At 72.3% G+C, this 11,564-nt stretch carries 11 protein-coding genes; 2 read left to right on the top strand and 9 right to left on the bottom strand.

The window, feature by feature from the left end; genetic code table 11:
- Positions 1 to 33: 33 nt before the first annotated feature.
- Positions 34 to 225 (bottom strand): ferredoxin, encoded by a 192-nt coding sequence (locus amrb99_RS04195; RefSeq protein ID WP_151598811.1) that lies wholly within the window; start codon positions 223 to 225, stop codon positions 34 to 36.
- Positions 226 to 525: 300 nt separating this feature from the next.
- Between amrb99_RS04195 and amrb99_RS04190 the strand changes: the two genes are divergently transcribed.
- Positions 526 to 1,254: a class I SAM-dependent methyltransferase gene (locus amrb99_RS04190; RefSeq protein ID WP_190852811.1), complete on the top strand. Its 729-nt coding sequence runs from the start codon at positions 526 to 528 to the stop codon at positions 1,252 to 1,254.
- 86 nt (positions 1,255 to 1,340) lie between these two features.
- On the opposite strand, the gene amrb99_RS04185 is transcribed toward amrb99_RS04190, so the two are convergent.
- The 5 genes from amrb99_RS04185 to amrb99_RS04165 all read right to left on the bottom strand — a co-directional run bounded on the left by amrb99_RS04185 (position 1,341) and on the right by amrb99_RS04165 (position 7,194).
- Complete coding sequence (locus tag amrb99_RS04185; protein ID WP_190852463.1) at positions 1,341 to 2,468, bottom strand: prenyltransferase; 1,128 nt, start codon at positions 2,466 to 2,468, stop codon at positions 1,341 to 1,343.
- Entirely contained in the window at positions 2,458 to 3,219 is a 762-nt protein-coding gene (locus amrb99_RS04180; protein WP_190852809.1) for a class I SAM-dependent methyltransferase, read from the bottom strand. Before amrb99_RS04180 ends, amrb99_RS04185 begins: the two co-directional genes overlap by 11 nt.
- A gap of 115 nt (positions 3,220 to 3,334) precedes the next feature.
- Positions 3,335 to 4,627: a glycosyltransferase family 4 protein gene (locus tag amrb99_RS04175; protein WP_347256522.1), complete on the bottom strand. Its 1,293-nt coding sequence runs from the start codon at positions 4,625 to 4,627 to the stop codon at positions 3,335 to 3,337.
- A gap of 28 nt (positions 4,628 to 4,655) precedes the next feature.
- Positions 4,656 to 5,891 (bottom strand): cytochrome P450, encoded by a 1,236-nt coding sequence (locus amrb99_RS04170; RefSeq protein ID WP_190852461.1) that lies wholly within the window; start codon positions 5,889 to 5,891, stop codon positions 4,656 to 4,658.
- A 37-nt stretch (positions 5,892 to 5,928) separates the two neighbouring features.
- A complete protein-coding gene (locus amrb99_RS04165; RefSeq protein WP_190852458.1) occupies positions 5,929 to 7,194 on the bottom strand; it encodes a cytochrome P450 in 1,266 nt (421 codons plus the stop codon).
- Positions 7,195 to 7,528: 334 nt separating this feature from the next.
- Here amrb99_RS04165 and amrb99_RS04160 point away from each other — a divergent pair, with 334 nt between their 5' ends.
- On the top strand, positions 7,529 to 7,771 hold the full coding sequence (locus tag amrb99_RS04160; protein ID WP_190852456.1) for a hypothetical protein: 243 nt from the start codon (positions 7,529 to 7,531) through the stop codon (positions 7,769 to 7,771).
- A 16-nt stretch (positions 7,772 to 7,787) separates the two neighbouring features.
- Here the strand turns inward: amrb99_RS04160 and amrb99_RS04155 are convergent, their stop codons facing one another.
- From amrb99_RS04155 to amrb99_RS04145, 3 genes are all read right to left on the bottom strand, one after another.
- A complete protein-coding gene (locus amrb99_RS04155) occupies positions 7,788 to 8,780 on the bottom strand; it encodes an MBL fold metallo-hydrolase (RefSeq protein ID WP_190852454.1) in 993 nt (330 codons plus the stop codon).
- A gap of 191 nt (positions 8,781 to 8,971) precedes the next feature.
- Positions 8,972 to 10,132 (bottom strand): steroid 3-ketoacyl-CoA thiolase, encoded by a 1,161-nt coding sequence (locus amrb99_RS04150; protein ID WP_190852445.1) that lies wholly within the window; start codon positions 10,130 to 10,132, stop codon positions 8,972 to 8,974.
- A gap of 82 nt (positions 10,133 to 10,214) precedes the next feature.
- Positions 10,215 to 11,462: a cytochrome P450 gene (locus amrb99_RS04145; protein WP_190852436.1), complete on the bottom strand. Its 1,248-nt coding sequence runs from the start codon at positions 11,460 to 11,462 to the stop codon at positions 10,215 to 10,217.
- Positions 11,463 to 11,564: the final 102 nt, after the last annotated feature.

Raw genomic sequence — 11,564 nt, 5'->3', positions numbered from 1 at the left:
GCGGCGGCGGGCGCGGGCGGGCCGCCGGTGCGGCTACTCCTCGAGCGTCAGCGCGGCCTTCGGGCAGGAGCGCACCGCGTGCCGGACGCGGTCGGCCTCCTCGGCCGGCACGTCCGGCTTGAGGATCTCCAGCTCGTCGTCGTCGTTGAGGTCGAAGACCTCGGGGGCGAGCCCGACGCAGACGCCGTTGGCCTCGCACACCAGCGGGTCGACTCGTACTCTCATCGGCTTCTCCGTTCGCGTTCCCGGATGGGCGGGTGCGGTCCCGGGGAGGTCCGCGCGGCGGCGCGGCCCCGCCGGCCCGGTGCTCGGCGCCCAACCTACCGAACCGGGTTCTGGCCCCGGCCGCCCGCCCGGAAAAGTAGAACACGTTCCAGTATGGTGCGGCAACACCGGGGCGAGACCCGAGTCTCATTCGGTGTCGGATAAGGTGCGCGGATGACCGAAACCCCGTCTGATTTGCGCGAGGCGTCCACCGTCCCGGGGACGACCTCGGCCGCGGACCGCCCGGACGGCCCTCCCGCGATGCCGGCGCACCTGCTGCGCGCCGCCCGCTGCGCCAAGGGCTTCATGCCGGACGACGAGGGCCGCGTCCTCTACGAGACGGCCCTGGAGTACGGGGCCCGGCTCGCCGCCGCGGGGCCGCTGCTGGAGGTCGGCAGCTACTGCGGCAAGTCGGCGATCTACCTCGGCGCCGCCGCCCGGCACGCCGGCACCGTCGTCGTCACCGTCGACCACCACCACGGCTCCGAGGAGAACCAGGCGGGCTGGGAGCACCACGACCCGTCCCTGGTCGACCCCAGCACCGGCCGGATGGACACGCTGCCCGCGTTCCGCAGGACGGTCGGCGCGGCGGGCCTGGAGGACCAGGTCGTCGCCGTCGTCGGGCAGTCCCGGACGGTCTCGGCGTTCTGGCGCACCCCGCTCGCGCTGCTGTTCATCGACGGGGGCCACGCCGAGGAGCACGCGCAGGGCGACTACGAGGGCTGGGCGCCGCACGTCGCGGTCGGCGGCGCGCTGGTGATCCACGACGTCTTCCCCGACCCGAAGGACGGCGGGCAGGCCCCCTACCACGTCTACCTGCGGGCCCTGGCGAGCGGCGCGTTCGAGGAGCGCCGCGTGCAGGGCTCCCTCCGCGTCCTGGAGCGCGTCTCCGGCGCGGACCCGGCCGCCGCGCCCCGGCCCGGCGCCACCACCGGGGCCGCGGACGCCCCCGAGGCCGCAGATGGCGCCGAGGCCACAGACGCCTCATAAGCCGCGTAACGGACGTGGGGCCGCACCGGACGCACCGGTGCGGCCCCACGTCTGCGAGAACCCGTTCTAGGCCCGCGGAGGCGCCGTCACAGGCGCGTCCGCACCGGGTTGGCGACCGCCACCGGCGCGCAGCCGCACGCCAGCGGGTCGGACGCCGCGCACGGCCCGAGCGGCCGCCCGGCGATCTCCTTGAACAGCCGCGCCCCCGGCGAGGCGTCCGCCAGCGCGTCCGCCGCCAGGACCACCGCCGCCGCCGTGTAGGTGGAACGGTCCCCGGGGAAGTGCCGCTCGTTCTCGAACTGCCAGCCCGTCCAGTACGAGCCGTCCTCGTGCCGCAGGTGCTGGATGGTGGTGAACAGCTCCAGCGCCCGGTCCCGGTCGCCCGCCGCGTCCAGCGCCATCACCAGCTCGCAGCTCTCCGCCGCCGTCACCCACGGCTGGTCCGACACGCACCGGCAGCCGAGACCCGGCACGACGAAGTCGTCCCAGCCCTCCGCCAGCCGCCGCGCGGCGGCCTCGCCGCGCACCGGCCCGCCGAGCACCGGGTAGTACCAGTCCATCGACCAGCGGCTCTTGTCGGCGAACGCCTCCGGATGCGCCGCCACCACGTGGCCGAGCTGGTCGGCGGCCAGCTCCCACTCCGGCTGCGGCTCGCCGAGGTGCTCGGCCAGCGCGACCGCGCAGCGCAGCGACTGGTAGATCGACGAGCAGCCGGTCAGCAGCGCGTGGTCGGACGCGGCGCCGCTCTCGTGCCGGATCCAGATGATCTCGCCGCGCCGGGTCTGCAGGCCGAGTGTGAAGTCGACGGCCCGCCGGACCACCGGCCACATCCGCCGCGCGAAGTCGTCGTCGCCGGTGCACACCAGCTCGTGCCAGACGCCCACCGCGACGTAGGCGGCGTGGTTGGACTCGCCGCCCGGCTCGGTGACCTCGCCCAGCACCCACTTCGCGGGCCACGACCCGTCCGGCCGCTGCACGCTCGCCAGCCACGCGTAGGCGCGGCGCGCCTCCTCGCCGAGCCCGGCGACGGTCAGCGCCATCGCCGCCTCGACGTGGTTCCACGCGTCCACGTGGCCGGGCACGCCGCCGACCGGCGAGAACCACGGGATCGCGCCGGACGCCTCCTGCTGGCGGGCGATGCTGCGGGCCGTCGCGACGATGCCGTCCGCCGTCACGACCCCCGGGACGGAGGGGGGAGCGGTCTCAGACGGCATCCGCCGTCTCCCTGGCCGGGGACGCCGGCGTGCTCGGCGCCGACGGCTTGGCGAAGTACACGACGACGCTCTTGCCGATCACCGGGTTCAGCGCGCGCTCGGCCAGCCGGGTCGCCAGCGGCCGCTTCATGATGTCCCAGACCAGGATCTGGTGGTAGGCCTTGGCGAGCGGGTTGCCGTCGTCGTTCACGCCGACCGCGCACTTGATCCACCAGTACGGGGCGTGCAGCCCGTGCGCGTGGTGGTGGCCGCCGACCTTGAAGCCGATGGACTTGAACTTCGCCTCCAGCTCCGCGCGCGTGTAGATCCGCACGTGGCCGCCGGGGGCGGTGTGGTAGTCCTCCGACAGGGCCCAGCAGACCCGCTCGGGCAGCCAGCTCGGCACCGTCACGGCGAGCTGCCCGCCCGGCTTCAGCACCCGCAGCAGCTCGCGCATCGCCCGCATGTCGTCGGGGATGTGCTCCAGCACCTCGGAGGCGATGATCTTGTCGAAGTGGTCGTCGGGGAACGGCAGCTCCAGCGCGTCGCCCTGCACGGTCTCGGCCGCCGCGCCCTCGGGGACCTCGCCCTCCATGCGCATGGCGCCGAACATCTTCTCGACGCCGGCCAGCTCGTCCGCGTCGAGGTCGAAGGCCACGACGTGCGCACCCCGGCGGTACAGCTCGAAGGCGTGCCGTCCGGCCCCGCATCCCATGTCGAGGATGCGGTCCCCGGGGGTGACGCGGAACCGCTGGAAATCCACGGTCAGCAGGGTCGTGCTCCTTCCGTACGGGGAGGCCCGGATGGGGTTCCCACAGCACTTCTCGACTACAGCGCTTCTCGACTACAGCCTTGCCTGATGCGGCCCCTCGCGGGTGCCGCCCGTCTCAGCCGCGGCGCGCCCGCTTGGACGCGGCGAGCCGCAGGTAGTTCCGCTCGCGGATCGCGGCGCGGTAGTGCTCGACGGTCGCCTTCGCCACGGCCGGCCAGGCGAACCGCTCCTGCACGCGGGCCAGCCCGGCGCCGCCCACCCGCGCCCGCTCCTCGGGGGAGTCGTGCAGCAGGCGCAGCGTCGCGGCCAGCTCCTCGACGTCGCCGGGCGCGACCAGCACGCCCGCGTCGCCGACGACCTCCGGCAGCGCCCCGGCGCGGCTCGCGACCAGCGGCGTGCCGGACGCCATGTGCTCGACGGCGGGCAGCGAGAAGCCCTCGTAGCGGGACGGGACGACCGCGATCTCGGCGGAGGCCAGCAGCTCGCCGAGCTCGTCGTCGCTGATGCCGCTGACGAACCGGACCCGGTCGCCGAGCGCCAGCTCCCGCACCAGCTTCTCGGTCGGGCCGTCCTTCTGCGGGCGGCTGACCACGATGACGTGCACGTCCCGCTCGGTGGCGACCTTGGCGACCGCCCGCAGCAGCACGTCCACGCCCTTGATCGGGGCGTCGGCGCTGGCCATCGCGACGATCCGGCCGGGGACGCGCTCGCCGCGCGGGTGGAAGATGCGGGTGTCGACGCCGAGCGGCAGGATCTCGATGTCGCGCGGGTCGACGCGGAAGTCCTTGACGATGTCGACCTTGGACGACTCCGACACCGTCAGCACGGGGCCGATGCGCCGCGACACCTGCGACTGCATGGTGACGAACCCGTACCAGCGGCGCTTGCCGAGCTTCTGCTTGACGCCCTGCGCCGCCTCCAGCTCGATCCGCCGGTCGACGCTGATCGGGTGGTGGATGCTCGTCACCAGCGGCAGGCCCAGCCGGGAGATGCCGAGGTTGCCGAGGCCGAGGACCTGGTTGTCGTGCACGACGTCGAAGTCGCGGCGGCGCCGCTTCAGCTCGCGCAGCGCGCGGATGCTGAACGTCAGCGGCTCGGGGAACCCGCCGGTCTTCATGTGCGCGAACTCCAGCACGTCGATCCAGTCGCGGAACTCCTCGCGCGCCGGCGTGCGGAACGGGTCCTCGTCCCGGTACAGGTCCAGGCTCGGGATCTTGGTGAGGGTGATCTCGTCGCGGTCCAGCTCCGGATACGGCTGGCCGGACAGCACCTCCACCGTGTGCCCGAGGTCGACCAGCTCCCGGCTCAGATGCCGGAGGTAGACCCCCTGGCCGCCGCAGTGCGGCTTGCTCCGGTAGGAGAGCAGGGCCACCCGCAACGGTCCGCCCGGCTCGTCTGCCTCACCCACGCCAGCCCCTGCCCACGCACCACTCCCGTCAGTCGCGGGACGCCGGTCGCACACGCACCGGCATCTCCTTTATGCCGTTGATGAAACTAGACCTTAGCCTCCGTACGTTACCGCCGAGTTCAATATTGGGCACAGTGTCCAAAAGTGTTTCGAAAAGCACACTCAGCTCGAGCCGGGCAAGATGGGAGCCCAGGCAGAAGTGCGGGCCGCCGCCGCCGAACCCGAGGTGGGGGTTCGGGTCGCGGCCCACGTCGAAGGCGTACGGGTCGGCGAACACCGCCCCGTCCCGGTTGGCCGAGGAGTAGAACACCACGACCTTGTCCCCGGCGGAGATCTTGCGCCCGCCCAGCTCGGTGTCCCGTACGGCGGTCCGGCGGAACAGGTTCACCGGCGTGACCCAGCGGACGATCTCGTCCGCCGCCGTCCGGACCAGCGACCGGTCGGCGCGCAGCCGCGCCCACTGCTCCGGGTGCTCCAGCAGCGCCAGCATCCCGCCGGTCGCGGCGTTGCGGGTCGTCTCGTTCCCGGCCACCGACAGCAGCATCACGAACAGCTCGAACTCGTCGCCGTCCAGCACCTGGCCGTCGGCGTCCGGCTGCAGCAGCCGCGTGACGATGTCGTCGCGCGGGTTCTCCCGCCGGTCGGCGGCCAGCACGTTGGCGTACGCGTACAGCTGCGTCGCCGCCTCCTGGCCCTCCTCCGGCGTCCGCTGGAACTCCGGGTCGTCCCCGCCGATCAGCGTGTTCGACCAGGTGAAGATCTTCTCCCGGTCCTCCGGCGGGGCGCCCAGCAGCTCGCAGATGACGTACAGCGGCAGCGGCGCGGCGAGGTCGCGGACGAAGTCCGCCTCCTCGCCGCGCGCCACCGTCTCCTCGACCAGCCCCCGGCAGATCTCCCTGATGTGGTCGGCCAGCGCGCCGATCGCGCGCGGCGTGAACCCCCTGTTGACGATGCCGCGCTTGCGCGTGTGCTCCGGCGGGTCCTGGTTCAGCATCATCAGCCGCTGCAGGGCCAGGTGCTCCTCCGCCGGCTCGTCGAACAGCGCGAGCCGCTCGTAGGAGGAGAAGATCTCCGGATGCCGGGACACGTGCACCACGTCGGCGTGCCGGGTGACCGCCCAGAAGGGCGGGTAGTCCCGGTCCGGGTCGCCGTGGTGCCAGTGCACCGGATCGTGCTCGCGCAGCCATGCCAACTGCTCGTGGGGGGCGCCGCCGCGCTCGTACGCGTCGAGGGCGACCAGGTCGATCTCGGGGGTGGTGGTCATCGCGCCAGGACCTCTCTGTCCGGTGGGACCTCGATCATCAACCTCGGCGGGGGGACGGGGTGAAGCGGACGGGCAGTTCCTTGAGCCCGTTGACGAAGTTGGAGCGCAGCCGGCGGCCCTCGCCGGCCGGCGCGATGTCGGGCATCCGGTCCAGGATCGTCTCGAAGATCATCTTCAGGTTCATCCGGGCCAGGTGGGTGCCCAGGCAGAAGTGCGGGCCCCCGCCGCCGAACCCGATGTGCGGATTCGGGTCGCGGCCCACGTCGAAGCCGAACGGGTTCTCGAACACCCGCTCGTCCCGGTTCGCCGAGCTGTAGAACAGCACGACCTTGTCGCCCTTGCGGATCAGCTTGCCGCCCATCTCGACGTCCTCCATCGCCGTCCGGCGGAACTGGTTGATCGGGCTGACCCAGCGGACGATCTCCTCGACCGCCGTCGGCAGCAGGCTCCGGTCCGCCTTCAGCCGCTCCCACTGGTCGGGGCGCTCGAAGAACGCCTGCATGCCGCCCGCCGTCGCGGTCCGGGTCGTCTCGTTCCCGGCGATCGACAGCATGATCACGAAGAGCTGGAACTCCTCGTCGGTGATCCGGTTGCCGTCCGCGTCCGGGGTGAGCAGCTTGGTCACGATGTCGTCGCGCGGCGTCGAGGCGCGCGCGGCGGCCAGCTCGCCCGCCCAGCCGGCGAACTCGGCGGCGCACAGCTGCGACTCGGTGCGGTCCCCGATGTACTCGGGGTCGTTGAAGGCCACCAGCTTGTTGGACCAGGCGAAGATCTTCTCCCGGTCCTCCAGCGGCGCGCCGAGCAGCTCGCAGATCGTGTAGAGCGGCAGCGGCGCCGCGAAGTGCTCGACGAAGTCGCACTCGCCCAGCTCGGCCGCCTCGTCGATCAGCCGGTTGCAGATCTCCCGGATGTGGTCCTGCAGCTTGCCGATCATCCGCGGCGTGAAGCCCTTGTTGACCATGCTGCGCAGCCGGGTGTGGTCCGGCGGGTCCTGGAACAGCATCATCTGCCCGTACAGCGCGATGTCCTCGTCGCTGAACTCCTCGAACATCGCCGACCGCTCGTGCGAGGAGTACAGGTCGGGGCGCCGCGAGGCGCGCACCACGTCCTCGTGGCGGGTCACCGCCCAGAAGCCGTCGACCCCGTCGTTGGGGTCGGCGTGCCAGTGCACGGGGTCGTTGTCGCGCAGCCACGCGAACTGGCGGTGCGGGATGCCGCCCCGCTCGTACACGCCGGGATCGATGATGTCGATCTCGGGGGCGACGAAGGCCGGGGTGGGAGCGGTACGGGTCTCAGTGGCCATGGGTTTCCTTCGAGCCGGTGCGGGCTGGTCACTTCGAGGACGGGACGGTGGCTCCGTGTCGCGCCGCGCGGGGCCGGTCACCGGCGTCGGACGCCGGTCGGATGATCTTGTGATCGAACGCTTGCTTGGCATCCGGATATAGAACACGTTCTAACATGAGACTCCAGTCTCATCAAGGGTCCAGACGGTGGAGTGACCCGAATCGCATCGACCTGTCACGTTGCGGCGAGGTCCGCGCGCCGGACGTTTACCTACATGGGGCGGTGTAGTGCCGCTTGGTCGGGAATGTCACTTCTTGTACGCACGCCCGCTTCCGGGGATGGGAGGTCCCGCGATGTTTCTCGCACTGGTGGTCGGCGGGATCCTGGTGTACGCCGCCGTCGACGTCGTGAAGACGGCGCTCCGCAGACGCAGGGCGCGGCGCGCGGCGCTGCCGCGGCCCCAGCCGTGGACGGAGCCGGAGTCGCTCACCGCGGCGGAGCTCGAACGCCTCGCGGGCGCCGAGCCCGAGTCGCTGATGTGGACCGAGGACGATCAGCGCTGGCTGGAGAGCCGCCGCATCAGCCTGCGTTCCTGACGATCGGACGTCTTCGTCAGCGGAGGACGTAGCGGAGGGGGTCGTCGGTGCCCTCGCGGCGGACGACGCCGCGGTTCTCCAGGGTGCGCAGATGCGCGGCCGCCTCGCCGGCGGCCATGCGGCGGACGCCGAGGGGCATCTGCTCCCACGGGTGCCGCCAGGTCAGCCCGGCGGTCACGTCCCACAGCGTGACGGGGCGCGACGACAGCAGCGCCGTCACCTCCGCCAGGCGCTCCTCGTGGTGGCCGATGATCTCCTGGGCGCGCCCGGACAGGCCCGTGAACCGGTACTGGTGCGCGGGCAGCACCTCGTCCGCGGACATCGCGGAGATCTTGTCCAGCGAGCCGAGGAAGTCCGACAGCGGGTCCACGTCGGGGGTGTCGTACGGGTAGAGCCCGATGTGCGGGGTGATGCGCGGCAGGACGTGGTCGCCGGTGAACATCCGGTCGCCATCCTCCAAGTGCAGGCAGATGTGGCCGGGGGAGTGCCCGGGCGTCCAGATGACGCGCAGCCTCCGGCCCGGCAGGTCGACCAGCTCGCCGTCGTCCAGCGCGCGGTCCGGGATCGCCGGCGGGTCCACCCGCGGCTGGTCCATCCCGGCGGCGAGCTCGGACTCGTCGGCTCCGGCGCGGCGCATCGAGGTCAGCTCGAACGAGCGGCGCTCCTCGTGCCCGAGGCTCGTGTGGAACAGCCGGACGATCTCGGTGTCCGCGCGGTGCATCGCGATCCACCCGCCGGACGCCTCGCGGACCCGCCCGGCGAGCCCCGCGTGGTCGGGGTGGAAGTGCGTGACGACGACCCCGCGCACGTCGGCGACGTCGATCCCGAAGGTGCCGAGCCCGTCGCGCAGGGCGGTCCAGGCGTCCTCGTGCTCCCAGCCCGCGTCGATGAGGACGGGGCCCTGCGGGCTCTCCACCGCGTACACGAGCGTGTAGGCCAGCGGGTTGCCCGGAATGGGGACGGGAACGCTCCAAAGCCCCCCGCCGAGATCCTCGGGTACCGGCTCCACGGGACCGCCTTTCGCGCCCAATCCGGTCGGGCGAGTCGGTTGTGGGGACCCTAGCGGAACGCGGAACGGCGCTCCGCCTCCGGGGTCCCCACACGTCGGAGGTGCTGCGCGACGGGGATTCCACGCGGCGGGGGTGCCGCGCGTCGGAGGTACCGCGCGGCGGGGGTGCCGCGCGTCGAAGGAGCCGCCGGTCAGACCCGCTCGATGATGCTGGCCGTCGACAGCGCGCCGCCGCAGCACATGGTGATCAGCGCCGTCTGGGCGTCGCGGCGCTCCAGCTCGTGCAGCGCCGTGGTGATCAGCCGGGCGCCCGTCGCGCCGACCGGGTGGCCGATCGCGATCGCGCCGCCGTTGACGTTCACGGTGTCCATGTCCGGCTCGTGCACCGACGCCCAGGACATCGCGACCGACGCGAACGCTTCGTTGACCTCGCTGATGTCGATGTCGCCCATCGTCATCCCGGCCCGCGCGAGGACGCGCTCGGTCGACTGGACCGGCCCGTCCAGGTGGTAGTACGGCTCGCCGCCGACCAGCGCCTGCGCCCGGATCCGGGCGCGCGGCCGCAGCCCGAGCTCGAACGCCTTCTCCTCGGACATGACGACCACCGCGGCGGCGCCGTCGGAGATCTGCGACGAGGTGCCGGCGGTGTGCAGCGCGCCCTCGCCGAGGACGGGCTTGAGCTTGCCGAGCCCCTCCTTCGTCGTCTCGCGCAGGCCCTGGTCCCGGGTGACGGTCCGGGTCTCCCCGGTCGGGTTGCCCTCGGCGTCCAGCACGGGCGCCTCGATCGGGACGATCTCCCGCTCGAACCGGCCGTCCGCCCACGCCTTCGCGGCCAGCTGCTGGGACCGCGCGCCGAACGCGTCGAGGTCGTCGCGGGTGAGGCCGCGCCGCTGCGCGATCCGCTCGGCCGCCTCGAACTGGTTCGGCATGTCCAGCGACCAGTCGTCCGGACGCGGGTTGTGGGGCAGCACGTTGGTGCCGAGCGGCGCGCGGCTCATCACCTCGACGCCGCAGCCGATCGCGACGTCGACGACGCCGGCGGCGACCTGCGAGGCGGCCAGGTGCACGGCCTGCTGCGCCGACCCGCACTGCGCGTCGATCGTGGTGACCCCGGTCTGCCAGGGCAGGCCCGCGTACAGCCAGGCGTAGCGGCCGATGTGCGAGCCCTGCTCGCCGGCCTGCGTCACGCAGCCCGCGAAGACCTGCTCCACCTCGGCGGCGTCGATGCCGGCGCGCTCGACGGCGGCGATCAGCGTGTGGGAGAGGACGGCCATCGGCTTCAGTCCCGCCAGCCAGCCGTTGCGCTTCCCGAGCGGCGTGCGCACCGCCTCGACGATCACCGGGGTACCCATGCGGTCTCCTTCTAGAACGGGATTCGCCTCCGACTGTAACGAGTTCTACTTTCCGTCGGAAGCCCCGTCCCGCCCATCGGGATCAGGGGCGGTAGCGCACCGGCAGCTCCTTGACGCCGTTCAGCCAGGCGGAGCGCAGGCGGCGGGGCTCGCCGGTCCGGGCGATGTCCGGCATGTGGTCGGCGATCGCGTCGAACATCAGGCCGATCTCCAGCCGGGCCAGGTTCGCGCCGATGCAGTAGTGCGCGCCGGTGCCGCCGAAGCCGAGGTGCGGGTTGGGGGAGCGGGTGATGTCGAACGTCCCCGGGTCGTCGAACACCTCCTCGTCGAAGTTCGCGGACGAGTAGTACATCGCCACCCGGTCGCCCGCCCTGATCTCGACGCCGCCGAGCTCGGTGTCGCGGACGGCGGTGCGCTGGAACGCGGTCACCGGCGTCGCCCACCGGACGATCTCGTCCGCGGCGGTCTCCGGGCGCTCGGCCTTGAACAGCTCCCACTGCGCGGGGTGGTCGAGGAAGGCGATCATGCCGTGGGTGATCGCGTTGCGGGTGGTCTCGTTGCCGGCCACCGAGAGCAGGATCATGAAGTAGCCGAACTCGTCGTCGGTGAGGCCGCGGCCGTCCACGTCGGCCTGCACGAGCTTGGTGACGATGTCGTGCGCGGGGCAGCCGCGGCGCTGCTCGGCGAGGTTCATCGAGTAGCCGATGATCTCCGCGGCGGCGCAGGCCGGGTCGGCGTCGTACTCGGGGTCGTCGTAGGCGAGCATCTGGTTGGACCAGTCGAACAGCCTGCGGCGGTCCTCCTGCGGGACGCCCATCAGCTCGGCGATCGCCTGCAGCGGCAGCTCCGCGGCGACCTCGGTGACGAAGTCGCCCTCGCCGCCCTTGCGCAGGGCGTCGGCGACGATCCGCTCCGCGCGCTCCCGCAGCGCGTCGTGCAGGCCCTTGACGACGCGGGGCGTGAAACCGCGGGAGACGATCTGGCGCAGCTTGGCGTGCTGCGGCGCGTCCATGTGCAGCAGCAGGTTCTCGCGCTGCAGGTCCAGCTCGTCGCGCCCGAAGGTCTCGTTGAACCGGATGACCGCGCCGTTGGCGTTGGCGGAGAACAGCTCGGCGTCGCGCGAGATCTCCTTGACGTGGGCGTGCCTGCTGATCACCCAGAAGCCGTCGTCGTCGAAGCCGGTGCGGCCGCGGGGCTGGGCGTTCCACCACGGGCGGGCCGTGCGGCGCAGCGCGGCGAACTCGGCGAGCGGCACCCGCTCGGCCATCAGGTCCGGGCAGCAGAAGTCGAACCCGGCGGGGACAGCGGTCTCCGGTGCGGTGGCGGTCATGCGCGGTTCCTCCCGATACACGGCGCGAGAACGTCCGGTTCGGCTCACCGTAGAACCCGTTTCAGCGGCCCGGCAAGAGCAAATGAGACTCAAGTCTAAACA

The sequence above is a fragment of the Actinomadura sp. RB99 genome (assembly GCF_014706005.1).
Classification (GTDB): domain Bacteria; phylum Actinomycetota; class Actinomycetes; order Streptosporangiales; family Streptosporangiaceae; genus Spirillospora.
This window is presented reverse-complemented; position numbering and strand designations above follow the sequence as displayed.

What these genes read in the sequence shown, in the direction of transcription:
- amrb99_RS04170 (WP_190852461.1), bottom strand. Translation starts at nt 5,891, where the DNA reads ATGACCACCACCCCCGAGATCGACCTGGTCGCCCTCGACGCGTACGAG.
- amrb99_RS04195 (WP_151598811.1), bottom strand. Translation starts at nt 225, where the DNA reads ATGAGAGTACGAGTCGACCCGCTGGTGTGCGAGGCCAACGGCGTCTGC.
- amrb99_RS04150 (WP_190852445.1), bottom strand. Translation starts at nt 10,132, where the DNA reads ATGGGTACCCCGGTGATCGTCGAGGCGGTGCGCACGCCGCTCGGGAAG.
- amrb99_RS04190 (WP_190852811.1), top strand. Translation starts at nt 526, where the DNA reads ATGCCGGCGCACCTGCTGCGCGCCGCCCGCTGCGCCAAGGGCTTCATG.
- amrb99_RS04145 (WP_190852436.1), bottom strand. Translation starts at nt 11,462, where the DNA reads ATGACCGCCACCGCACCGGAGACCGCTGTCCCCGCCGGGTTCGACTTC.
- amrb99_RS04160 (WP_190852456.1), top strand. Translation starts at nt 7,529, where the DNA reads ATGTTTCTCGCACTGGTGGTCGGCGGGATCCTGGTGTACGCCGCCGTC.
- amrb99_RS04165 (WP_190852458.1), bottom strand. Translation starts at nt 7,194, where the DNA reads ATGGCCACTGAGACCCGTACCGCTCCCACCCCGGCCTTCGTCGCCCCC.
- amrb99_RS04185 (WP_190852463.1), bottom strand. Translation starts at nt 2,468, where the DNA reads ATGCCGTCTGAGACCGCTCCCCCCTCCGTCCCGGGGGTCGTGACGGCG.